This window comes from Arsenicibacter sp. R0_47 (assembly GCF_057652235.1).
The window spans coordinates 58,292-83,427 of the sequence record NZ_JBYFCJ010000008.1 but is presented as its reverse complement, the minus strand read 5'-3'; the positions used below and the strand labels follow the sequence as shown (position 1 = coordinate 83,427).

The window sequence follows — 25,136 nt, the reverse complement described above, 5'->3', positions numbered from 1 at the left end:
CTTTCATGAAACAAAAAACTACTGCTGATACCGACCATCCGATCCGGAACCGGGCTTCGTTTCTAAGTATTTGTTTGTTGTTCATGCTCTTATGCATGAATCCAGCCTTGTCGGTTGCCGCGTCTGCTCAGGAATTATTGAGCCGGCCGGTGACACTGAAAGTCGAAAAACAACGACTTCGTACCGTACTCAACCTGATTGAACAGCAAACCGAAAGCCGGTTTGTGTACAGTGCCCGGACAATCGGTGCCGACCGGCAGGTGACACTCGCGGTCAGCAACAAACGACTGCATGAGGTGCTGGATGAACTATTGAAACCCCTGAAACTGACCTACCGGATGCTGGGTGGTCAGATTGTGCTCGACACCGTCAGCGAAACCTGGGCCGACAACACCAATGAAGCCAGTGTCACGACCGGTCCTGCTATCGATCACACCATTACGGGTACCGTTTCTGATGAAAAGGGTGTCGGCATGCCGGGTGTCAGTGTCATCGTAAAAGGGACCAATCGCGGCGCATCGACGGATGCCAACGGGCAATACAAGCTTTCGATCCCGGACGGCGACAATGTAACATTGACGTTTTCCTTTGTCGGGTATCAGAGTCAGGATGTCGTGGTTGGCAAAAAGGCAACCGTGAGTGTTAAACTGTCACCGGACATCAGTTCGCTGGAGGAAGTGGTTGTGATCGGCTACGGAGCTGTCCGTAAAAAAGACCTGACCGGTTCCGTCGTACAGCTGAAAAGCGAGCAGCTGAAAGAAGTGCCGACGGCCAACGTGCTGGAGGCGGCGCAGGGTAAAATCGCCGGGGCCGACATCGTTCGTTCCAGCGGTCAGGCGGGTGCCCGTGTTAACATCACTATCCGTGGCAACCGGTCAATTGGCGGCAACAACTCACCGCTGATCATTGTGGACGGCATTCAGTACAGTAATCTGGAGGACATCAACGCCAATGACATTGAGTCAATGGAAGTTCTGAAAGATGCCTCATCGATTGCCATTTACGGTTCACGGGGTGCAAACGGCGTTATCCTGATCACAACGAAGAAGGGCCGCACCGGCAAACCGGACATTTCGTTCAACACCTATGCCGGCATTTCGCAGGTAACGATGTACCCGAAAGCCATGGACATCAATGGCTACCGCGATCTGAGACGGGAAGCATGGCGGGCCGCCGGTGTCTGGAAAAGCCCGGCCGATGATCCGCTTATTTTTACAAATGTAGCTGAATATCAAGCCCTCCAGAACAACGAGTGGACCGACTATCAGGATGCACTGATTCACAACGGGTTCCAGCAGGACTACCAGGTTGGCTTCCGTGCCGGCACCGAACGATTGAAATCCTATGTCTCGGTTGATTATTTCAATGAAAAAGGCATCCTGAAACTGGATGAGCTGAAGCGTTATACAGGCCGCCTGAACGTAGACTATACCGTTAACGACTGGATGAAAGTAGGGATGCAGAGTCAGCTGACGTATTATGACCAGAGTGTACGCCGCGATCCGCTGAACCAGGCAAACAAAATCAGCCCGTTAGGTAAGCTCTACGACGCAAACGGCAACTTTAACTACATCATGCTGGACGGACAGACCGCCAACCCGCTTTCGGACGAGCAACCGAACGTATTTCAGAACTCGGTGCTTACTACCCGTATTCTGACTAACGGCTATCTGGAACTGACGCCCGTTAAAGGCATGACGGTCCGGAGTACACTGGGGGTTAACCTTGGTAACTCACGGGACGGGTCTTATGCATCACCCCGTTCAATTGACCGCTCGCTTACCGGCAAATCGTTATCGACGTATTCCGCCAGCAATGGCCGGAGCATTAACTGGGAAAACGTTATTACCTACCAGCGCACGTTCGGCAAGCATAATCTGACACTGACGGGTGTGGGTAGTTATATCAAAAACTCGTCTGACAATGCCTCGGCGTCAGGCGTCAACCAGCTCCTGCCTTCGCAATTGTTTTACTCCCTGGGCAGCGCAACGGAAGAAATCAAAATTAACTCGGCCTATTCGAAAAACAGCCTGGTATCCGTGGCCGGTCGCCTGAACTATGCCTATAATGACCGTTATCTGCTGACACTGACGGCCCGTGAAGACGGCTCCTCAAAACTGGCGGAAGGTAATAAATGGACGTTCTTCCCGTCGGCAGCGTTTGCATGGCGGATTATTGAAGAGAAATTTATGCAGCAGGCACGCGGCCTGAGTGACCTGAAACTTCGTCTGAGCTACGGTATCGCCGGTAATGACCCCTCGGGGCCATACGCTACCCAGTCAACGCTGACGCGGGTTGCTTTCGGGTTCGATGATGTGCCCCTGCCGGCCTACACGTTCTCCCGCAATGTCGGCAACGCCGAACTGGGTTGGGAACTGTCAGCTACCCAAAACATCGGTGTGGACTTCGGTCTGTTCAACGGCCGCGTCAATGCCTCTGTCGATTATTACGACACCCGTACCTCTAACCTGCTCCTCGACCGTGGCCTGCCACCAACAACGGGCGTAACAACGGTGAAGCAAAACATCGGCAAAACCCGTAACCGTGGCCTTGAAGTGGCGCTTAGCACAACCAACGTCCGCACGCAGAACTTCTCGTGGAGCAGCAATATCACCTTTACCCGCAACCGTGAACAAATCACCGAACTGGTAACGGGTGGCAACGACATCGGTAACGGCTGGTTTATCGGCAACCCGATCAGTGTGTATTATGACTACGAAAAACAAGGTATCTGGCAGACAAACGAGGCAGATGCTGCCGCAAAACTATCACCTACCCAGCTGCCGGGCGAAATCAAGGTAAAAGATCAGAACGGCGATGGTAAAATTGATGCCGTCAACGACCGGGTCATCCTGGGTACGCCACGGCCAAAATGGAGCGGTGGGTTCGACAATACCTTCAAATTCAAAGGCTTAGATCTGAATGTATTCCTGTTTGCCCGCGTCGGTCAGATGATTAATGCCGACCGCTATGCCCGTTTCGATACACAGGGTGTGGGCAACAGCACTACCGGGCTGGACTACTGGACACCGGAAAACCCGACCAACGCCTACCCGCGCCCGAATAAAAACGGTGGCCTGAAGTACCTGTCGACGCTTGGGTATCAGAACGGTTCCTATGCCCGCATCCGGAACGTAAGTCTGGGCTATACCCTGCCAGGCAGCCTGATCCGCTCAAAAACAATCCGCAATATCCGGATTTATGCGACCGGTAAAAACCTGTTTACGTTCTCGAAGCTCAACTATGACCCTGAGCGCGGCGGTTCGGAAAACTTCCCGATGACGAAGTTGTATGTAGTTGGCCTTAACCTGAATCTGTAACCCTTGACGTTTCTGATCATCATGAACAAAAAATTTATCCGGAAAGCAGGTACCCTGATGCTACTGGCCCTGTCTTTCACCGCCTGTGATAACGTTTTAAAGGAATATAACCCGAGCGGGCTGACAGCTGAATCGGTCTACACAACGCCTGAAGGCTTCGAAACCCTCGTTAATGCGGCCTACTCCTACCAGCGCTGGTGGTATGGTAAGGAAGAAGGCTACAACATTGCCGAAACCGGCACGGACATCTGGACCAGCGGCGCCGGTGAAGTATACCGCGACCTGACCCAGTACCTGAACCTTCAGGGAAACAACGGTGCCCTGGCTAGTGAATGGCGCGAGTTTTATGCGGCAATTAATTTGTGTAACGCCGGAATCAACCGGATTGCGGGCGCCGGTCTTAGCGCCACGCAACGACCTGTCCGTGAGGGAGAACTGCGGTTTCTGCGGGCCTTTTATTACTGGCATATTGTGGAGAGCTGGGGACCAACCCACTTTACTACGCAGGAAACAAACGGCATTATTTCTACGGCCAACAAAACCCCGGTCGAAACGATCTATAACCAGATTTTTGAAGACCTCAAGTTTGCGGCGGCGAACCTGCCCGTGACACAGCAATACGGCCGGGCCACTAAAGGAGCTGCCCAGTCATTTCTGGCCCGGATGTATCTGACGCGGAATATGAACAAGGAAGCACTCGAGACGGCGCAGGCAGTTCTGACGGGTAATTACGGGTATAAGCTGGAAGCTAACTATGCCGACCTCTGGAAAATGAGTAATCTTAAAACCAAAGAGGCAATCTATGTGGTGGATTATTCGACGAATCTGGCCATCAACGACTTAGCAAACAGTACGTCGAACCCATACGGCCACGGCCGTGGTAGCAATAACGGGCATTTGCTGTTCATTATGAAATACGACGACCGGCCGGGCATGACCCGCGACATCCTGAACGGGCGACCGTTTAACCGCTACATGCCGACCCGTTTTCTGCTGGATTTGTATGCCGATGAGGACGCGCGGTATGAAGGATCGTTTAACCAGGTTTGGCTGGCAAACTCAACCTCCCGTCCTGCAGGTATGAACCCGGGCGATACAGCGGTGTATTGTACGCGTAAGGAAATTCCGGATGCGTTCGAAGCTACCCGCAAATACCAGACCTACGACCGTAGTAAAATTTACAACGCCAATGGCACCGTAAAGGACAACCTCCGGTATCCGTCCCTGTCAAAATTCATGGATCCGACCCGGGCCAGCCTTAATGAAGCCCAGAGCGCCCGTGATGTGTTTGTGATCCGGCTGGCAGAAGTCTATCTGATTGCCGCCGAAGCGCAGTTAAAACTAGGCAATTTACAGGCTGCTGCCGATTACATCAATGTGATCCGGACACGGGCCGCCAAAACCGGCAAGACGGCCGCCATGCAGATCAAAGCCGATCAGGTTACGCTCGATTTTATCCTCGACGAACGGGCGCGTGAGCTGGCGGGAGAACAAATCCGGTGGTTCGATCTGAAACGAACCGGTAAGCTGATCGAGCGAATCAAAGCGTACGCTCCGGATAATGCAGTCAACCTGCAGGACTATCATACCGTCCGACCGATTCCACAAACGCAGTTGGATGCGGTGACGAATAAGACAGATTTTACCCAGAATGCTGGTTATCAATAAGTAACAATCAGGCTAAAGGTGGGGGCACAACGGGCAGTAATGCAGTGTTGTGCCTTTTTTAGTTTCCTTCACTTTTCACCACACTTGCCGGCAGTTCATACAGCAACCACTGTTTGTTTCTGATCGAGGCTGACTTTTGCCGGATCAGCTGGATAAAATCATTGATCCCGACCGGTTCATTGCCATTGGCGTGAATCAGTACCAGACTGCCCTGTTTGGGTTGCTGTCCTTTGGCCAGCCACGCATCGCTGCCAATCGGTAGCAGCCCGAAATCCAGAATACGGTCGAAGACCAATTTATCGGATACGAGACCTGGGAAGCGGAAAAAAACCGACGGCACAAGCCCGTTCTGTAACATCGTCTGTTCATTAAGCAGTACCTCTCCGGCAATATCCGTGTTCGGCTCCAGCAGGAAATTGACAGGCAGCGGGCGTTTGGGATCAAACCGGTGATGATACGAATGATTTACCCAGGTAATGTCCAGATCGCCCCTTGCCGACAGCGATTTCAAATATGCCAGATCATCATGGTGGCTGTTCATCCAGAGGCCCGACACCGTAATCGTTACCGGAATTGGTTTTTCCTCGGCCCCGAAAGCAGCAATCAGGTTTTCAAACACCGACCGTGTTAGAGGCTTGGTCGAAGGGCAAAGGTCAATGGTCAGACTGAACCCCCGTTCAGTTGTATCGGCGCGTTCGATACCGGCATCCTGCAAATTGCTGTCCCGCGCTTTTTCAACCGCCAAAGCTTTGACATAGGCAGTCCGGCCAAACTGCTGTTGCAGCGATGCCGGCGTTGCCCGCCGTACGGCATTGTCGGGAAGTGCTGCCACCGAGGTATTCATGGTCTGCGGATTCACCAGCAGGTACATGGATCGTCCCTGAAACGCCCATTTCCGAAGCGACACCTGTGTTGGCTTCTGCGTTGTCACGCCGTAAAAAACCGTATACCCTGCCAGCTGCGCCCGGGCCGGCATACTGCCTGCACACAGCAGCCAGCTACTTATCAGAACCTTACGGATTGCTGCCTGTATATATCTGTTAGTAAAACCCACCCATTGCCAAACCATACCTTGCTTCTTTCCGGAAAACGCTTTTCTACCGGTTCCGGGCTGCAACATTACGGTAAGTTTATGGTTTTCGTACAGAACAGCACCTGAATTTCTGCATACAAGGCATCAATTACCCCCTTACCGCATCATGCACGAAATACTGACTACCGGCACCAGATTCTTAAGGACCACCGGCCGGTTATAAATCGTCCGGACGGCATAGCTCAGCATCACATTCCGGCTGAACCGCCAGTCGCCGCCATAGGCAATCGTAAACTGCTGGGAAAGCGTCAGTTTTTCGTTTGCCTGCTGAATCGCCTCGGCAAAAAAATTGAATTTCGGGCTACCATACCGGATGTTGACACCAGCGGTCAATTGCTGCTGAAGGCGGTTTTGCCGTGTTAGCTGCGAAAACTCCGTGTACCGGATCAGGCCCGAAATCAGGAACCGGCGGCCGATACCGACACATCCGTTTGCCCAGACCGACCAGCCGTCGGTGGACAGATTCAGGCTATCGAGACCCGGATTGGCAAACGTGTAGGCCCGCCCGTAGGCCACATCCAGAAACGACGCATTCCAGTGCTGCTTCACAAAGAGCGTTGACAGCTCATTGATTTTTGCCTTTTGACGTTTGTCCAGATCATCAATCAGTTGGTCGGTGCCGTTCAGCTGGGTAATGATAAAATCGCGTTGCTTCAGATTTTCACTGACCGGCGGCAGATTCCGCAGGGAGTCCAGCCAGACCTTCCGGTCGAGCTGCAGCCGGTCACGCTGCTGGTAGTATATCTCCGTCGATTCGCGGAACAGATCTTCGTCGTCGAGCGGATCTTTGCTGCGAAACAGGGTAATTTTTCCGGCCATGGCCAGCCGCCGGTCAAAGGTATTATCGCCGGTCTGCTGTTCAATGGTACCGGCCGAGATGTCCAGCGTCGACAGCATTTTCATAAACGTTGTCGCCCGCTGGTATTTGCGCAGATTTGTACGGTTGTAAAACAGCTCCCAGACCGGTTGCGCCTGAATGGCCAGGTTGGGCCGCAGCCGGTAGGACTGAAACGACCAGTCGACCTTAAAATCACGGATATTGCCGGGCCGCATCACCGTCGACGGATTTACGCCCAGCAAATCAAAAGCGGCAGAAACCGGTATCTGAAATTCGAGGGGTTTACTGGCCCCATTAGCCACAGGCAGGCCCTCCTGGGCAAGGGCGGATAAGCCGGCAAGGACTAAAAAAAATGTCAGGCATAGGGTTCTCATCGTGAACAACAGCGTTAACCCGGCCGATGACAGGCATCGGACCGGGTGAATGGAGGAATAAAAAGAATCGTTAACGGTTCAGTCGTTTGTTGCGCATCGCCTCAAACTGCTTGTTTACAAACTGATTGGCATACACCTTAGGGTCCAGTTTTCGCTTGATGATATCTGCCACCGGAATCACCCGCTCATACAATGCCCTGAACCGCGCCTCCTGGCTCAGTTTGATATCCTGACTGATCCGGCCTGATTTCTCGAACGCTGTTTTAAACCTGACGCTCACCGGCGGTAAGGCAGGCATGGTCTGGCAGGTTGCGGTAGCCATGTTCTTGCGGGCATCGTAGGTCAGCACCTGCGTCAGCTTGCTAAACACCAGTGGCTGGTAGACTGCCGCCTGACCGCGCGTGTTCATGTGCATGGTTCCGTGAATATTGCCCTGCTGTTCATAGGCCGCAAAAATTGAATTAAAGTAGCGGCTGTTTCCGTCGCAAACACACATCCCGTTTAACCGGCTGGCATTCATGGAACCGGACACAAAATGCCAGTCGGGAAAACCGCTGGAGCGGTAGGACGCTATTTTGTCGGCCACCATCCGGTTCATCGGGACCAGAAAACCTTCCTTTGCGGCTTTGAAATCAGCCTGGGTCGCAAACAGGGTTGAAAAGACATGCGCCGACGAGGGGGAGCCATTGGCCGGAATACAGCCTTCGATTTGCCTCAGGAAACGGTCCAGATCACCGCCCGATGCCTGAATCGCCTGGATGAACTCAATAAACCCGTTGCCCATGATCTCCGCTGCCGATAAGCCCGTACTCACACTATTCAGGGTATTACAGCGCAGGTAATTGACCAGGTAGTCATAATTCGGACTGTCGAACAGCCCCGAAGCCGCACAGTCGTCGCGGTTGTTATCGCCGGCAAAGAAACTGACAATGGCTTCACCGGCGCGGCACATGCTCTCGGCAACGTTCTGCTCGGTCTGAATCGACGATTCGAGCAGGGTAAAAATTGCAAACACAAAAATATTCTGTGGCAACCCGCAGTAACTACCCGATTCGTTCAGCGTCGGATCAGGATATTCGGTACTGAAAACGTACCGGATACACTGATTATCCAGAAAGCGGCGTAATTCGTCATAGCTCGCAGGCAGGGTATTATTCAGGTTTTCGGTATACCGGGCAATATTGGGGGCCAGCCCGCCTTTAAATGCTTCTTCAACTGCTTTGCCGAAACCAACATCATTACCGCCTATGGAAACCACTACCGCATCAATTTTACCCTGAATGTCGCCTTTAAATTTACCGGCCTGTTCAAAAACCGTTTGTAGCTGACGGAACTGGGCAGGCTCGGTGTTATTCACCAGATTGCCGTTCTGATCGCAGAAGCCAGGTGTATAATTGTCGCTGATAATATGCCAGGTAGCCGCTCCGGAACAGCTCACAAAAAACGGCTCATAGATAACGGCCACGTGCGGATTGGCCCCCACAAACTGCTGTACGGCCTTGTACTCTCCTGAATTCAGCGAGCGATGACAACCCGGCAGCTGCCACAGGGTACCCGGCGCCGGAGCCCCCTCCCCTGACGAATAGGAATCGCCGATGACGGCGATATTCATTGGCCTCGGCATGGTAAAACTCTCTGTCGCCGTCAGATCCGAATCGGTGTTGCTGGTGGCCACATACCAGCGATAAATCACTTTCTGCCCTCCCCTTGCCTCTATCACCGTACTGCCGATAGCGCCATTCCGGTTACCCGAGTGCGGCAGAATTACCTCCCACCGGCCATTGACAAGTTGCGCCTGTGTTACGCCGAGGTCCTGCCGTGAACGGGCTTCCGTTGGATTGAGTTTCTCGCGGATCGAACCGGTTTCGGTTACACTATAGTACAGATAAACCGTTTGGGGCTGGAGTGCCGCGTTGTTCAGGCTTAGCTTCTTCCGGAAGGTCGCCGATAGTTTCCGCTCTCCGATTACCCCTTCCGGTGTTGTTGTAGCGGCCAGGGTAGGGTTAGCAATTTCCTGTAAACGTGGGTCAACCTGCACCTGCGGTTGCTGGGGCAACTGGGCAAAGAGGGGCTGTATGGCTGCCATCAGCAGCAGCCAGATCCATTTTTTCATGATTGATAGCGTTTAATTAGTGGCAGCCCTACATACATCCAAGCGCACAGGCGGCGAAGCAGGGCGCACAGGCCACGCCGGCACAGCCAAAGAAAACGGCAATCGTAGCCGGGACGCCAAGCCCGCCGGAAGCTACCGATAATATGGCCGTCACGCCCCCGCAAATGGCTACGCCCGCCAGGCAGCTGTTTTTACAGTCGGCTTTGACGCGTGTTTTAAACCCGAACGGCCCTTCCAGCACTACACTGGCAGTATTCCCACCGATACAGTTCCGGAAACAGCGGCCGAAGCTGTGGGCTTTCTGAATTTTACCCCCCGATGAAAACCATTCTTCCGACAGCAGCAAGGCCTTATCCATTGACTTTTCGCCCACCGGAAAAACCAGATAAGCCTTGTAAATCTGATCACCCACCTGCCGCCAGACCATTGAGCAGCCCTGCCCTTCCTTTTCATTCGGGTTATAGAAGTCATAGGCGCAGAACATCACCGGCACTTTTTTTCCTTTCTCGTCAACCACAGTACCCGAGAACCCCCATGATCCTTCCTTTACTTCATACCGTTTAAACTTACGGCCTCTGACCTCCCCGGTCAGCAGTTTCCAGTCTTCATCACCGCCGAACTTTTCCCAGAGTTTCGTCATTTCGTCGGGTGAAAATACTTTCTGGCTAACCAGTTCGCCTTGAGCAATAGCATTCACCGCCAGCCCGCAGACCAGCATCAGCATTAACATTGTCCGTAACATAGTTGAAATTGGTTTAAGATATGGGAAACAGGAAACTAATCGAATCAGCATCGGGCACAGCAATCCCGCTCACTAACGATGCCCTATATACGCCAGTGATATTGGTTGTTTACCCGCTCACGTAATAACCGGACTGTGCCGGTTTTTCTGCTCTGATCAGGTTACGAGGTTACCCCGCAGTCGAGGGCGAGCATCAGCATACAGGCTGCCTGATCACCGCAACGGGCAACCATACAGTCGAGATAGGCCCGCAGGTTAAACATCCTGGACTTACCCTGAAATGTATAGAATTCAAAAAAGGCATTCGGATAGCAAAACGTATTGGCCGTTCTGGTTTCACAGGTTGTTTCGCAGCTGCCAGCCGTCAGCCGGTTTTTAAAACACATATGCCAGCCGGTAGCCTGCGCAAGTTCGCCCCGGTTATTTATAACCCATTCCTGCGCCTGTTGCAGGCCGGCCATATTCTCCGGAAAGGTCAGAAAAGCTTTATACTGACGCCGGTTCTGCTGAATCCAGATGATCGCTGCCGAAGCCGATCCTTTTTCGGTCATGGGTTCAAACAGCCACACACCCATAAACAACGGAATTCCCTGCCCGTCAACCCCTCTGAATCCCCAGGCGGCTTCGGCCCCGGATTGCCGGGAAAATCCTTTGCGCTGGATACCGGCGGTTAACCCACTACCTGACGCATCGGCCGGGAACGTTGCCCAGACTTTATCCAGTTCGCGGGCATCGAGCATGGTCAGCTGCCGGATCTGCCCGTTACCGGCCCGGAGCCAGACCGGTTGCAGAAGAAGCCAGCAGCACAGGATGCCGGCCAGCCGGTAGAGCTGACTGGTTAATTGACCGGAGATTGGAACGGGCTGAATCATGGACCAAAATTGGGTCCTTTTCAGCGGAGATACATCGGGGAATGTCCCGAATCTGAAAAATCAGGGTTTTCCCTGAGTCTGTTGGCCCGGACTTATACCAGCCCTTTTTCCAGCGCAATTTTCACGAGACCCGCCACATTCCGGGCACCCAGTTTCTGCAGCAGGTTCGTCCGATGGGTTTCCACCGTTTTGGTCGTTACAAACAATGTATCGGCAATCTCCTGCGTAGTCATTTCGTTGACAATCAGCTTCAAGACTTCCTGCTCCCGCTGCGTCAATGCCGGCATATACGACAATTTTGCTGATTGTTCCAGACCCATCGAGCTCGACAGCAGAATTTCCTGCACCTGGGGCTGTATATAGCGTTTGCCGTCCCGGGCGGCTATAATAGCATCCTTTAATTCGCGGAAGCCGGCATTTTTGAGGAGATAACCGGAGGCTCCGTTCTGAAACGCCGCTTTAACCAGCGCCGGCTCGGAATAGGAAGTCAGCATCAGGATTTGTACGTCGGGAAACCGCTGGCGCAAATCGCGGCAGATTTTGATGCCGTCGAGCTTGTCGAGGTGTATATCAAGCAGCAGTACCGCGACCGGCGATGTCCGCAGCAAGGTTTCACACCCGGTTAATTCCGTTGCGCCCCAGCCGGCTTCGATGTCCGGATGCTGTTTAAACAGGCTCATCAACCCTTCAACAACCAGCGGATGATCATCCAGAATACCAAATCGAATCATGTTAAGCGAAATATTTTGAATTACAGTACGTTAGTTCCAGCGAAATGGTGGTACCTCTCCCGATAACCGACTGAACACTGAAGGTTCCGCCCAGGTCAGCAATCCGTTTCCGGCAGTTTTTAAGTCCGTTTCCCCGCGAGGCGAGGGCTTCTTCCACATCAAAGCCTTTTCCATCATCGTCTATACGGATGGTGAGCTTTTCGGGCTGCGCCGACACCGCAATGTTAATATGGGCAGCCCCTGCATACCGGATGGCGTTACCGATCATTTCCTGCACACAACGGTAAATCCCCAGCTCCGTAATGGCATTCATTTCCGGCGTTTCACCCTGGATAGCAATATGCAGCGATGGCCCTGTTCCCGTCTGTAACTGGCTGACGTACTCCCGCAGCGCGCCGGTCAAGCCATAATACTGGAGCAGGTAAGGCATTAGTTTCTGCGAAATCCGGCGAACTTCCTTACTGGCTTCATCCAGCAAGGCCACGGGTGGCTCCTCGGTTTCCCCCACGAACCGATGCGCAAATGCCTCTACCCTGAACCGCGCGGCGGCCAGAATACCGCCCAGCCCGTCGTGGAGTTCTCGTGCAATCCGCACCCGCTCCTGCTCCTCTCCGGTAATCATGGCTTTCAGATTAGCCATTTCATGTTCCTGTGTTAGAGTCTGTATTTTCTGGAGCTGCAACAGATCCTTAACCTTCTGTTTTTGCCGGTAACCATAGAGTACCGCAACCAGACTGATCAGCAGGAGACCGGCAAAAATCGCCGTCGCCAGCACCAGTTGCCGGTTATAGGCTATCTCTTTCCGGTGAAACCGCTCGCGCTCCTGATACCGCAGAATCCGGCGCTCGTTATCATAAAATGCCTGTAACATGGCCAGCCGCTGTTTTTTTTCAGCATCCTGAATGTCATCGTCGATCTGCTTCAGCAGCCGGTGTGTATCAACGGCGCGTTTGTAGTTTTTAAGCTGGTAATAAATTTCTGTCTGGCCTTTGGCAAAGGCCCGGCGCGTATAGGTTGAGACCTGATTCTGGCGGCTGGCCATCAGGGCGATCCCGCGATCCAGAAATGTCAGGGCACTTGCCGGATCTAATGCGATAAACAGCTTACACTGGGCCAGATAAATCATAATGGCAACGTCAAACTCCCGTCCGTTCAGGGCAGCAGCAAGGCCCCGGTTATACCAGACCATAGCTTCCTGTGTGTTTTTGAGCGCAGCAAAATCATTGCCCAGCGCCCAGGCAGCAATGGCCTTCCCACGGGCTGACCCTTTCAGCGAAGCATGGGCAAATGACTGTTGGTTGACGGTAATGGCCCGGTCGTATTGTCCGATCTGATCATAGCACTGCCCCAGATTAGACAGGATCTGATAGCGTTCGGTGAGTTCAAACCGGCTTCGGGGAGTAGCAGGCAGGAGCGCCAGTCCCCGCTTGAGGTGCTGAATAGCCTTTGTGAGCTGGTCCAGGTCGGAATAAAGCAATCCCAGCAGGTTATGCTGATTAGCGAGCATGGTCGAATCGTTCAGTTGTCCGGCCACCTTAATGCCCCGTAACGCAAACTGTATGCCTTGCTCAACCATGGCGTTGTAGTAAAAGACTTCACTCTGGTAGGCCAGCAAATAGAACTCCATGGCGGGATAAGGTTCACGCTGCACCAGCCGGAAACCTTTGTTGAGCATCACCTGGGCCGAATCAAACCGCGAAGAATCCATTTGGGTCGATACAGCCGAAATGATTCTTACCAGTTCTTTGGTCCGTAGATCTGTCCGTGCGGCCGGTCCGGGTCCTTCTTTTCCCGCGACGGCTGAAAAAAAAGACACAAACAGGCAGCTGACGACGATCAGTGCGTTGGTAGTCATGCTATACTCCTTTGGAGACAGCAAGTATAAACATAGCAGCTTTATTAAAAAACCATTAATGAGTAAACGTGAGAAAAAGATCCGTAACGAGCTCGGACTACGGGCAACCCGTTACGTTTACCCATTAATTCACGCCGGCCGCTATCAGCGGTAATGCTACACGAAACTGCCCGGCCTCCTCACTGACAACCGGCTGTGGTTGCCCCAGAATGTCATATTTTGCCAGAATGTTGTTTAAACCCACGCCATTGGAAAGGACGCCCTGTCTTTTGCGCTGGAGGTTATTTGTGATGTGGAGGTTTGCCAACGCATCCGTCTGAATCCGGATCGTTAAGGGCCGGCTTGCCATCACCACATTATGTTTAACGGCGTTTTCAACCAGCAGCTGTAGCGTCAGCGACGGTAACTTGTAGCCCTTAAACCGGGGGTCGATTTCCGTTATCAGGCTGAATCCGTTGCCATACCGCGTCCGGAGCAGGTGAGCATACGACTGGACAAAGTTCAGCTCCGCATCCAGATCGGTTAAATCCTGTTCATTGGCCCGCAACACGTAGCGGTATACCGAGCTTAACTCCTCAGCAAAGCGCTCTGCCTGCTCCGGATTTTCGCCGATGAGGGCTATCAGTGAATTAAGGCTGTTGAACAGAAAATGCGGATTTACCTGTTGTTTCAGCACATCCATCTGCTGCATCATGTGCAGTTGTTTCAGCTCAAATTCGCGCCGGTTGCTTTCGCGTAACTGGTAATAGGTAAAAATGGCCTCATGACATCCCGCCGACACCACATTGGTTACCAGGCCAATCATTAATACCCACGGCAGCGTTTCGGGTTTATAAGGATAGCCAAGCCAGTCAAACAGGCCGAAAACCAGCGGAATGGTTGCCAGCATAAACCCCGAATACCCCAGCATAGAATAAAGCAGCCGGTTCCCGAAGTGATCAGGATGACCATAACGGTACCGCATGTATTTCATCCAGCTGGTAAGCACGATAAATACCACTACTCCCCAGCAATTGACAATCACCGTGGTCTGTACAAACAGGGTCTTATCGCGGTAGTAGGCACTTCCGAAAATGACGTAATTGGCAATAAACAGGGCCGGTGAATTCAGCAGGTAAATCAGAAAATCGTAGCGGTCAAATTTAGCCCACTTTTTCATGCGCGAACAGGTATGCTTTACGTTGGTGAAACAGGTGAATAAAAACCACTACGAGGCTTACTGAAACCTTTAAATATACCGGATTAAGTATACAATAAACCCGATTTACTGTAACCTCCGGCTGGCTGAGGGTTGCTTACCAGATAGTGCGATACCGGCGTTCCAGTTCAGCAGCGGTACCATTTTTGATTGCTTTGCGGCCAAACCAGTTGAGAACAGGTTGTAAGGCAGCCATCCAGCCGGTCATGTACGTCCCGCTGATAAGCACGATATAGCCGAGCGTGTACAGACTTTTCGGCATGCCTTTCGGATCGGTTTTGCCGTCGCGGGCGAGGCCATAGGTGATTTGCAGCGTTTGTTCAAAACCAGGACAACCCGGTGAAATACGACACTGGAACCGGCAGTCGGTCTGGCTGCTGTTGAAAAACCGGTGTTTGCTGCCAATCGGTGCCGTTGCTGATTCGCCTGGCTGCAGGCGGATAACCTGCTCCCCTACCTGTAGGCTGAGCTCACCATCAAGACAGGTAAATTCTTCCGAAAATGTATCGTGGTAATGGAGCGGATTGCCACCACCGGCCGACAGTTTAACTTCAACAAATGTATGCCTCCCGTTGCTTTCACTACTGGTTTCCAGAAAGATAACTTCATCTTTCAGAACCGGATTCAGAATCGTGCGGCTTTTCGTAACCGCGGTAAAGGCTGATTTTCTCGCTTGCATGCTGTATCTGTGTTTATGTTTGTACAGCAAAGGTCAGGCACAGCGGACAAAACAGCGACGAGCAATTTCCTGAAGTGCAGCTTCTACCGCCTGAAGCCGTCATATGGCTGAACCAGTTGTCAATTACGTGAAGACAGCCGACACGCCATCCCGGCCGATGGCGTTAATAAGTCGTGTTACAATTGGGTCCATAACCAGTTCATTTCTGGATCAACTTACCGCCTTCCCGGCGTTTGCACAACAGATTTCCGGAAATAATGCCACAATTTCTAGATCAGGCAATAGAACAAACGTAAAATCTGCTTTACTACGAAACCGATCCTTTTTCCTGAACCGACCGTTTCTGCATTCTCATGGGAGATCCCCTGTTCATCCTCCTTATCGGCGTCATCATCGTTGTTGGCGGCATCATTGGCCTTCGGCTACATCCTTTTTTAGCCTTACTGCTTGCCGCACTGGTGGTGGCGCTCCTGACACCGGTCTCCGCCATTGAACAGTTTTATATCGCCAAAGGCAGCACACCCGAAGAGGCTGTTAAACTGGCGCATAAAAGCATCGGCGAACGCATCGGTACCGAATTCGGCAATACCTGCGCCAAAATCGGCATTCTGATCGCCATGGCGGCTATTATCGGGAAAGCCATGCTCGACAGCGGTGCCGCCGAAAAAATTATCCGGGCTATGCTTAAGGTAACCGGCGAAAAAAATGCGCCCGTCGGTTTTGTGCTGAGCAGCTTTTTCCTGACCATACCCGTCTTCGTCGATACGGTTATTTTTCTGATGATGCCGTTAGCGAAAGCAATGGGGATGCGGCTCGGAAAAAATTACCTTTTGCTGGCCCTGTCGGTGATTGCGGGTGCCGTGATGGCCAACTCCTATGTCCCGCCCTCGCCCGGACCGCTGTTTCTGGTGGGAGCGCTCAATGTCCCGATCGGCCTGATGATGGTGTGCGGTTCGTTACTCGGCCTGTGCACCATAACCGTCGGGTATTTCATTGCCGTCTGGCTGAACAGAAAGTATCCGACCCCGCTCCGTGACGCGCCCGATGCCCGCCTGGACGATATTGCCGCCATTGCCAACAAAAGCGACAAGGACCTGCCATCGCTTGGTTTTGCACTGCTTCCGGCGGTTTTTCCGCTGGTTACGATCTGTATCCGGTCGGCTGTTGAGGCTTTTTCTAAACCCAAAACGCCCGTGACTGGCTCGGCATTTGTCAATAAGGTGCTGGATATTGTCTTGTTTTTCGGTGATAAAAACATTGCTTTACTGACCGGTGCTATCTTTGCCCTGCTCCTGCTCGCCTATCAGAAAAAGACGCGCAAGGAAGCCTTGACGGCGTTTGTCCAGACAGCGCTGATGAGTGGCGGCGGCATCATTCTGATTACGGCAGCGGGTGGTGCATTCGGCGGTATGCTACAGCAGACCGGCATCAGTCAGCGCATTGCAGAGATGACGAAAGAATACCAGATGGCGCTGATTCCGCTGGCGTTCCTGATCACCGCCATTGTCCGGACGGCTCAGGGCTCGGCCACCGTAGCCCTGATTACGGCATCGGGAATTCTGGCCGGTATGGCGCAACAGGCTAATTTAGGCTTCCATCCGGTGTATCTTTGTCTGGCTATCGGCAGCGGCGCCAAACTGATTCCGTGGATGAACGATGCCGGTTTCTGGATTATGTGTAAAACAAGTAACCTGTCGGAACAGGAGGCGCTGAAAACCATTGCTCCCATGCAAAGTCTGATGGGTATTACCGGTTTACTACTGACGATGCTGGCCGCTCAGTTGTTTCCGCTGGTCTGACGCCAGTATATGCCTGCCACAGGCCTGCCAAACTAATTACCTGCATGGATGTACCAACCAACCCTATTGTCATTAAAACCACGCCTCAGGATACTGTTGCGATCGTTGCCAATCCGCAGGGCCTGCCCCGCGGTACAACGCTCCCCGACGGTATTGTCCTGAGCGAAGATATACCGATGGGACACAAGGTGGCCCTCACCGACCTTGCCGCGGGCGATGCCGTACTGCGGTACGGCCATGTCATCGGGTACGCCAACACACCGGTTAAGCGGGGAGGCTGGGTCAATGAGTTTACCATCAGCCTGCCCCCCCCTCCGCCCCTGGATGAAATCCCCTATTCGCCTCCGCCAGTCGTTCCTGCCGATCCGCTGGAAGGCTATACATTTGAGGGCTACCGGAATGCCGATGGCACGGTCGGCACCAAAAATGTACTGGGTATTACCACCAGCGTCCAGTGCGTGGCGGGCATCACTGATTACATCTGCCAGCTGATCCGGCGGGAATTGCTTCCGCGCTACCCGAACGTAGATGATGTGGTCGGGTTCACGCACAGCTATGGCTGCGGCATTGCGATTGATGCCCCTGCCGCCATCGTGCCGATCCGCACCATCCGGAACATCGCCCAAAACCCCAACTTCGGCGGCGAGATTATGATCATCGGGCTGGGGTGCGAAAAACTACGGCCCGAACGGCTGCTTCCCGATACAGGCGATTCGGGCAGTTCCATTCTGTATCTTCAGGATGAATCGCTGGAAGGGTTCGGCGATATGGTAGACGAAATTCTGACACTGGCCGAAAAACACCTTCAAAAGCTCAACCAGCGCCGTCGGACTACCTGCCCGGCGTCTGACCTGGTCGTTGGCATGCAATGCGGCGGCAGCGATGCTTTTTCCGGGCTAACGGGCAATCCGGTTTCGGGCTTTGCGGCCGATCTGATTGTCAGGGCGGGCGGCACGGTGTTTTTTTCGGAGGTCACCGAGGTACGCGATGCCATTCACCTGCTTGTGCCCCGTGCGGCCGATGCTACCGTTGCGCAGGCGCTGAAAGACGAAATGGCCTGGTACGATAATTACCTGATGCAGGGACGGGCTGACCGAAGTGCCAATACCACACCCGGCAACAAGGGTGGCGGGCTAAGCAATATTGTTGAAAAGGCGCTTGGTTCGGTAGCCAAATCGGGTACCAGCCCGATTGTAGATGTGGTGTCGCCTGGTGATAAAATCCGTAAGAAAGGCCTGAATTTCGTTGCCACGCCCGCCAGCGATTTTGTCTGTGGTACCTTACAGCTGGCTGCCGGTATGAACCTGCACGTGTTCATCACCGGGCGCGGTACACCCTATGGCCTGAATATGGTGCCGGTAATAAAAGTCAGTTCCAATACCAGACTTAGTCAGCGCTGGCATGACCTGATCGATTTTGACGCCGGACCCGTTGCGTTCGGTCTTAAAACGATTGACGAATCGGGTTGGGACTTATTCCGCCTGATACTGGACATTGCCAGCGGCCGCAAACAGGTAGCAACCGACAAAATCGGACTGTATAATGATCTGGTATTGTTTAATCCCGGACCACTTACGTAGTGTTTTTCCCTTTTCCTCTGATACAACCATGACCCTTACTCAATCCCTGCATGGTCTGAACGGACCGAAGATTAAAGCGTTTCATATTACCCCGATTGCCGTTGTTGATCCTCCCCTGCTTAATGCCGCCGGGCTGCATGCGCCCTATGCGCTGCGCACAGTAGTTGAGCTGGTTACCGACGACAACATCAGCGGAATCAGTAAGATCCCCGGCAATATTGCCATCGACCGGTCACTTGAAGCCAGTAAACCGCTGATTATCGGGCAGGATCCTTTTCAGCTGAATACCATCCGCGATTTATTGCTGGCCCATTTCGGGCAGGATAAAGCCTCGGAGCGCGGGGATACGCCCTGGGATCAGCGCACATTGGTGCATATTTTCAGTGCTATTGAGGTTGCCTGTCTGGACATTATCGGCAAAATCATCAACCGTCCGGTAGTTGATTTACTCGGAGGCCGCCGCTGTGACCGGGTGCCGTTTTCGGCCTATCTGTTCTACAAATTTGAGGGTGCCGGCGGACCGCTTGCGTTCGGTACCGATCCAACGGCAACCGGCTGGGCCGCCGCCCGTCAGGCTAGTGCGTTAACACCCGATGAAATCGTGGCTCAGGCCAAAGCCATGTGTGCGGAATTTGGCTTTCAGTCGATTAAGCTGAAAGGCGGCGTCTTTGATCCGCGTCAGGAGGTTGATGCTGTTTTTGCGTTGCGTGAAGCGTTCGGCCCTTCTGTACCGATCCGGATCGACCCGAATGCGCTCTGGACAGTAGAGACTGCTATTCAGTACGGCAAGGAAATGGAAGGCGTTATTGAGTATCTCGAAGATCCGGTCCGAGGGCAAGAAAACATGGCGGCCGTGCGAAAAGCCCTGAAAACACCGCTGGCGACCAATATGTGTACCACTTCTTTTGAGGACATCCCGCGCAGCTACCTCCTCGGTTCAGAAGACATTATTCTGAGCGATCACCATTTCTGGGGTGGTTTGCAGGCCTCCATGACCCTGGCGGACATCTGCCGGATTTTCGGCCGTGATCTGTCTATGCACTCCAACTCCCATCTGGGTATTTCGCTCGCGGCCATGGTACACCTCGGTGCGGCCATTCCGAATTTAACCTATGCGCTGGATACACACTATCCATGGCAGTCAGATGAAATTATTACAGGCGGACGGCTACCGTTTGAAGACGGCAGCGTTGCCGTTCCGGAAGGCCCTGGTCTTGGCGTAGAGCTCGACCGGGAAGCGCTGGCACGCCTGCACGAGAATTACCTTGCCTGCGGACTGACTAAACGGGACGATGAAACTGAAATGCAGAAAGTACAGCCAGGCTGGACATTCAAGGCCACCCGCTGGTAACTCACGAACCTTTCGACAATCAATATCATGGATTTATCAACCATTAAATCGTCACTCAAAGACGGGCTCCTTTCGTTTCCGGTGACTGATTTCGACCAGAACGGTCAGTTTAATGCCACCACCTATGCCGACCGGATCGACTGGTTTGTGGGCCATCAGGTCTCTTCGGTTTTTGTTGCCGGTGGTACCGGCGAATTTTTCTCCCTCTCTGCGGCTGAATATGAGCAGATAGTCAATATCTCTACCGAAACTGTGGCCGGCCGGGTACCGGTTATCTCCAGCGTAGGACGTAGTATTCCGGACGCCATCGCCTTTGCAAAGATGGCCGAAAAAGCCGGTGTGCATGCCTTGCTGCTGTTTCCTCCCTACCTGACCGAATGCCCGCAGGACGGCGTTGTTGCCTATGCTAAAACGATTATGCAGCATACCGACCTGCCGGTGATTTATTACAACCGCGGCAATGGGGTATTATCGCCGGAAAACCTGCAGCGGCTGGCCGACGCCTGCCCCAATCTGATCGGCCTGAAAGACGGAACCGGTAATATTCAGGATCTGAACGATACCATCAAAACCATCGGTAACCGGCTCTCTTACATCGGCGGCGTACCGACGGCCGAAATCATTGCCGAAGCGTATTTATCCATTGGTGTCAACACGTATTCTTCAGCAGCCTTTAACTTTGTTCCGGAGCTGGCCAATCTGTTCTACAAAAGCCTCCGGACGGGTGATAAGGCAACAGTTGATGCCATTACGCGTTCCTTTTACATCCCGCTGGTACGCATTCGCAGCAAGAAAAACGGGTATGCTGTCAGCCTGATCAAAGCCGGAGCCAAACTGATTGGTAAGAGTGCGGGCGATGTGCGCCCTCCGCTGTCAATGCCAACCGAAGAGCACATTGCTGAACTGGCGCGTATCATAGACGCGAATAAACCAGCGGCTTAACTGTTATTTCACAATGCAACATGGGTGGTCGCCGATCACCCTTTTTGTCACCCTATGGCCGAACCCTTTAAACTCAACTATGCCCCGCACATCAACATGTTTGAGTGCCATGCCGGCCCGGATCCCCTGGACCAGATCCGGTTTATGGCTGACATGGGTTTCCGGGCCCTTGAAGACAGCGGGCCCGCCCATCCCGGTTTTCCGGGGCGGCTTGGTCTCGGCTTTTTGTTACAACCGGTTGAGCTGGTATCGAAAATCGGGGAAACGCTTGCGGCCCTTGATATGGAAATGGGCACGGTTTCGCTTGGTCCTGCCTTCTGGCCTGTTAAGCCGTCGCTGACTACCGGCGATCCGGATGTATTGGCCGTTTTCCTGAGCCGGTGCCGGATGGCCATTGAGACCCTCAAACGGCTGAACGGCCGGTTCGTTACCATTTCAGCCGATCTGATCGACTTTTCGCTCCCGGCCGAGATGCAGACGCTGCATGTGACCGACGCGCTTCAGGCGGCCTGTGATCTGTTCGAACCGGAAGGCATCACCCTGTTGCTGGAGCCATTGAGTGACGCCACTCCCCTCTTCCTGCGGTCATCAGCAAAGGCCTGTCAAATCTGCCAGGTAATCGACCGGCCTTCCTGTAAGCTGCTTTTTGACATGTATCATCTCCAGCGCAACGAGGGCCGGTTGTTGTACCACATGGACCTTTGCTGGAACCAGATCGGTTATTTTCAGATCGGGGACGAGCCCGGCCGGTTTGAACCAACAACGGGCGAAATTAACTACAAAACAATTTTCCGGCATATTTACCGGAAATCGCAGGAGACCGGCCGTACGTTTATTCTGGGTATGGAGCATTTTAACAGCCAGCCGGGTATTCAGGGTGAACAGGCCGTGCTGGCCGCTTACCGGCTCTGCGATGATTTCTAACCAGTTCTTATCTTTTGACTACCAACTAATTAACTAGAAAGCATGTCAGAATCTGTTGACCATACCCCTGTCGTTCTTGTCACCGGCGGAGCCGGCGAAATCGGATCGGCCATTTCACGAACGTTTGCAAACCATGGCTATAAGGTCATTGCTACCTACAATAACGATCATCAGAAGGCGGACCGGTTACTGGCGTCTCTGACCGGAAGCGGCCACCAGATTATTCAGGCGCCGACAACCGATGCAGCGGCGGTCGAAGCGTTACAGCAAACGATCAACGATCAGTACGGCCGGCTCGATGTGCTGGTCAATAATGCCGGTATTACAACGCCTGTGCCTCATGCAGACCTTGATGCATTGACCGATGAATGGATTGACCGGATTATGCAGACGAATTTCAGAGGGGGATTCGCTATGGTCCGTGCGATGCGCGGCTTGCTTAATACCGCAGCAGAACGCTCGGGGAAGTCTTCGCTTGTCGTAAATATTTCGTCGATTGCCGGTATTTATGGTATCGGCAGCAATGTTGCTTATTGTGCCTCTAAAGCCGCCGTTGATTCAATGACCCGCTCATTAGCCCGTGTTCTGGCTCCTAAAATCCGTATGGTCTCTGTTTCACCCGGATTTGTGGAAGGTGAGTATACCAAAAACTTCGATCCTTCTTTCCTGAAAAATCAACTGGACAACACACCGCTGGGACGATACGCTACCGGTCAGGATGTTGCTAATGTCGTCATTTCCCTGGCCACCACAATGACCTTTACAACGGGTACTATTATTACCGTTGATGGTGGACGTCTACTAAAATAACTATTCTTTCCGTTCCGGTTTATTATTAGCTCTTTTTATAAATTTTACAGAACCGTTTACGTAATTAGGTATACTTATCGCTTATTTGTTCAGGAAACTTTAAACATTTTCTAAAATAAGCCCATACTTACCTGATTTACATGACTAGTCATTTATCTTTTTTTGTATTTTTGATCTTCGGCTGCAAAGCCGATAAATGGTGTGGATATAAGTAAAAAAGACCGTTTGCCCTGCGAGCGGTCTTTTTTGTTTTAACATATTCAACTGAAAATCAACTAGTTATACCACTTATTCTTTACTGATTAATGGCCTTTTTCTTACGTTTAAGTGTTTAGCTACTTATTTGTTCTTCGCGAGACTATAGATTATTATTTTTTCAGGAATTCGGTTTAAAAACACTCTTTGTTGTTACTGGTTACTGTACTTAAATTACTGCTTAATTGTAACTATTCACTATATGGATAATTCCTACCCTTTTTTGGCGGGCGGGGGTGAAATGGGCGAACTTACTCAAGGGTATAACTGGTCGGCGAATGCATTAGGAACGCCGGATACATGGCCTAAGAGTTTACGTACACTGGTCAATATGATGTTGACCTCACGTTTTCCCATGCTGATCTTTTGGGGCCGGGACCTGATTACGTTTTATAATGATGCCTTTCGCCCCAGCCTGGGTAATAATGGCAAACATCCTTCTTCTTTAGGCCAGCCGGGGCATATCAGCTGGGCAGAATCATGGCCCTGGATTGGTCCGATGATTCATAACATCATGAACGGAGGGGATGCGGTCTGGTTTGAAGACCAGAAACTCCCCATCTACCGCGAAGGGACAATGGGCTTTGCCTACTGGACGTATAGCTTCAGTCCGCTTACGGATGATGACGGCTCAGTAAATGGTATTCTGGTTACGTGTACGGAAACTACGCAGGCTGTATTATCCAGGGAGAAGCTTGAGCAATCGCAGCAGGAAATGTTGTCCTTTTTTGAACAGGCACCGGTTGCAGTAGCTGTTATCAGCAAAGAGAATCTCACATTCCGGATTGCGAACCCGTTCTACAGTGAACTGGTCGGCCGTTCACCCGATCAGTTAATCGGCAAAGCACTGCTTGAAGCCCTTCCGGAATTAAACGGACAAGGCTTCGATGATCTGCTCTATAACGTCATCGATACCGGCAAGCCCTTTTCGGCCAGTGAACAGGCGGTTACGCTGTTGATCAACAATACCCTGGAAACCATATACGTAAATTTTATCTATCAGCCTTTTTACGGTATTGATGATGTGATCACAGGTGTTATTGTTGTAGCGACCGATGTGACTCCGCTGGTTAAAACCCGTAAACGGATTCAGGAGAGCGAAGACCGGTATCGCCAGCTTTCCCTTGAATTAGAGCAAAAAGTGCAGCTCCGGACGGAAGAGCTGGCTCATATTAATCAGGAATTGATGGCGGCCAACGATGAGTACGCGGCCATTAACGAAGAACTTCAGGAATCGAATAACCTGCTGCATCTGTCAAACGATAATTTACGGCAGTTCGCCTATGTGGCTTCCCACGATCTTCAGGAGCCGTTGCGCAAAATTCAGCAGTTCGGAAGTTTATTACTCATGCAGAAGGCAGACCTTTCTCAGGAATGTCAGCTTTATGTCGACCGCATGCAGCAATCTGCCAGCCGGATGTCTTCGCTAATCAAAGACCTGCTCAACTTTGCCATCTTATCGTCGCAGCAACTGCGGTTTGAACCGGTCGATCTGAACCTGATTGTAAAACGTGTTTTATCGACATTTGAGCTTCCTGTTAAGGAGACGCAGGCCACTATACGTGTCTCTGCCTTACCAACCGTTTCCGGAGATGAAACCCAGTTGGAGCAGGTCTTTCAGAACCTGATCGGCAATGCACTCAAATTCCGCAAACCTGACCATAAACCTGAAATTATCGTCCGCGGAAGCCTGATCCGCGCATCGGCTCTTCCCGCTCACATTAGCCCCGCCCGTAACGCGGATAAATATGTTCAGGTTGAGATCCGGGATAACGGCATCGGATTTGAGGAGAAACACCTGGAACGTATTTTTCAGGTGTTTCAGCGCCTTCACGGAAAGCACGAGTTTGCCGGAACAGGCATCGGGCTGGCTATTTGCGAGCGGGTAGTTACCTATCATGGCGGCGCGATAACTGCCGCTAGTACTGTCGGCGAAGGCTCAACGTTCTATGTTTTTTTGCCCGTCTGATACACGTTACAGGAATAAGTAAT

At 52.3% G+C, this 25,136-nt stretch carries 18 protein-coding genes; 9 read left to right on the top strand and 9 right to left on the bottom strand.

Features of this window, described 5'->3' with window-relative positions:
* Positions 1–5 precede the first annotated feature (5 nt).
* Together AC23NW_RS16125 and AC23NW_RS16120 are read left to right on the top strand one after the other, a co-directional pair.
* Positions 6–3,320: a TonB-dependent receptor gene (locus AC23NW_RS16125; protein WP_487450664.1), complete on the top strand. Its 3,315-nt coding sequence runs from the start codon at positions 6–8 to the stop codon at positions 3,318–3,320.
* 21 nt (positions 3,321–3,341) lie between these two features.
* Positions 3,342–4,988, top strand: coding sequence for a RagB/SusD family nutrient uptake outer membrane protein (locus AC23NW_RS16120; RefSeq protein WP_487450663.1), 1,647 nt, complete (start codon positions 3,342–3,344; stop codon positions 4,986–4,988).
* A gap of 58 nt (positions 4,989–5,046) precedes the next feature.
* Here the strand turns inward: AC23NW_RS16120 and AC23NW_RS16115 are convergent, their stop codons facing one another.
* From AC23NW_RS16115 to AC23NW_RS16075, 9 genes are all read right to left on the bottom strand, one after another.
* Complete coding sequence (locus tag AC23NW_RS16115) at positions 5,047–5,964, bottom strand: polysaccharide deacetylase family protein (protein ID WP_487450662.1); 918 nt, start codon at positions 5,962–5,964, stop codon at positions 5,047–5,049.
* Between the two features lie 213 nt (positions 5,965–6,177).
* Positions 6,178–7,293: a hypothetical protein gene (locus tag AC23NW_RS16110; RefSeq protein ID WP_487450661.1), complete on the bottom strand. Its 1,116-nt coding sequence runs from the start codon at positions 7,291–7,293 to the stop codon at positions 6,178–6,180.
* 70 nt (positions 7,294–7,363) lie between these two features.
* Complete coding sequence (locus AC23NW_RS16105; protein ID WP_487450660.1) at positions 7,364–9,406, bottom strand: SGNH/GDSL hydrolase family protein; 2,043 nt, start codon at positions 9,404–9,406, stop codon at positions 7,364–7,366.
* A gap of 28 nt (positions 9,407–9,434) precedes the next feature.
* Positions 9,435–10,148 (bottom strand): hypothetical protein, encoded by a 714-nt coding sequence (locus AC23NW_RS16100; RefSeq protein WP_487450659.1) that lies wholly within the window; start codon positions 10,146–10,148, stop codon positions 9,435–9,437.
* A gap of 161 nt (positions 10,149–10,309) precedes the next feature.
* Entirely contained in the window at positions 10,310–11,020 is a 711-nt protein-coding gene (locus tag AC23NW_RS16095) for a hypothetical protein (RefSeq protein ID WP_487450658.1), read from the bottom strand.
* A gap of 92 nt (positions 11,021–11,112) precedes the next feature.
* On the bottom strand, positions 11,113–11,751 hold the full coding sequence (locus tag AC23NW_RS16090) for a response regulator (protein WP_487450657.1): 639 nt from the start codon (positions 11,749–11,751) through the stop codon (positions 11,113–11,115).
* A gap of 1 nt (position 11,752) precedes the next feature.
* The gene (locus tag AC23NW_RS16085; protein WP_487450656.1) at positions 11,753–13,606 is read right to left on the bottom strand and encodes a tetratricopeptide repeat-containing sensor histidine kinase; all 1,854 of its coding nucleotides are present in this window, start codon (positions 13,604–13,606) and stop codon (positions 11,753–11,755) included.
* A 124-nt stretch (positions 13,607–13,730) separates the two neighbouring features.
* The gene (locus tag AC23NW_RS16080) at positions 13,731–14,765 is read right to left on the bottom strand and encodes a sensor histidine kinase (RefSeq protein WP_487450655.1); all 1,035 of its coding nucleotides are present in this window, start codon (positions 14,763–14,765) and stop codon (positions 13,731–13,733) included.
* A 136-nt stretch (positions 14,766–14,901) separates the two neighbouring features.
* A complete protein-coding gene (locus AC23NW_RS16075; RefSeq protein WP_487450654.1) occupies positions 14,902–15,483 on the bottom strand; it encodes a cupin domain-containing protein in 582 nt (193 codons plus the stop codon).
* 353 nt (positions 15,484–15,836) lie between these two features.
* Between AC23NW_RS16075 and AC23NW_RS16070 the strand changes: the two genes are divergently transcribed.
* The 7 genes from AC23NW_RS16070 to AC23NW_RS16040 all read left to right on the top strand — a co-directional run bounded on the left by AC23NW_RS16070 (position 15,837) and on the right by AC23NW_RS16040 (position 25,113).
* Positions 15,837–17,282 (top strand): GntP family permease, encoded by a 1,446-nt coding sequence (locus tag AC23NW_RS16070; protein ID WP_487450653.1) that lies wholly within the window; start codon positions 15,837–15,839, stop codon positions 17,280–17,282.
* Positions 17,283–17,326: 44 nt separating this feature from the next.
* Positions 17,327–18,862 carry a galactarate dehydratase gene (garD, locus tag AC23NW_RS16065; protein WP_487450652.1) on the top strand — a complete coding sequence of 512 codons (1,536 nt, stop codon included), beginning with the start codon at positions 17,327–17,329 and terminating at the stop codon, positions 18,860–18,862.
* Positions 18,863–18,890: 28 nt separating this feature from the next.
* Entirely contained in the window at positions 18,891–20,213 is a 1,323-nt protein-coding gene (locus tag AC23NW_RS16060) for an enolase C-terminal domain-like protein (RefSeq protein ID WP_487450651.1), read from the top strand.
* Between the two features lie 27 nt (positions 20,214–20,240).
* Positions 20,241–21,155 carry a 5-dehydro-4-deoxyglucarate dehydratase gene (gene kdgD, locus AC23NW_RS16055; RefSeq protein WP_487450650.1) on the top strand — a complete coding sequence of 305 codons (915 nt, stop codon included), beginning with the start codon at positions 20,241–20,243 and terminating at the stop codon, positions 21,153–21,155.
* 54 nt (positions 21,156–21,209) lie between these two features.
* Entirely contained in the window at positions 21,210–22,079 is an 870-nt protein-coding gene (locus tag AC23NW_RS16050; RefSeq protein ID WP_487450649.1) for a TIM barrel protein, read from the top strand.
* 42 nt (positions 22,080–22,121) lie between these two features.
* Positions 22,122–22,889, top strand: a complete 768-nt coding sequence (locus AC23NW_RS16045) for an SDR family NAD(P)-dependent oxidoreductase (protein WP_487450648.1) — start codon at positions 22,122–22,124, stop codon at positions 22,887–22,889.
* 457 nt (positions 22,890–23,346) lie between these two features.
* Complete coding sequence (locus AC23NW_RS16040) at positions 23,347–25,113, top strand: PAS domain-containing sensor histidine kinase (RefSeq protein WP_487450647.1); 1,767 nt, start codon at positions 23,347–23,349, stop codon at positions 25,111–25,113.
* The last annotated feature ends 23 nt before the right edge of the window (positions 25,114–25,136 follow it).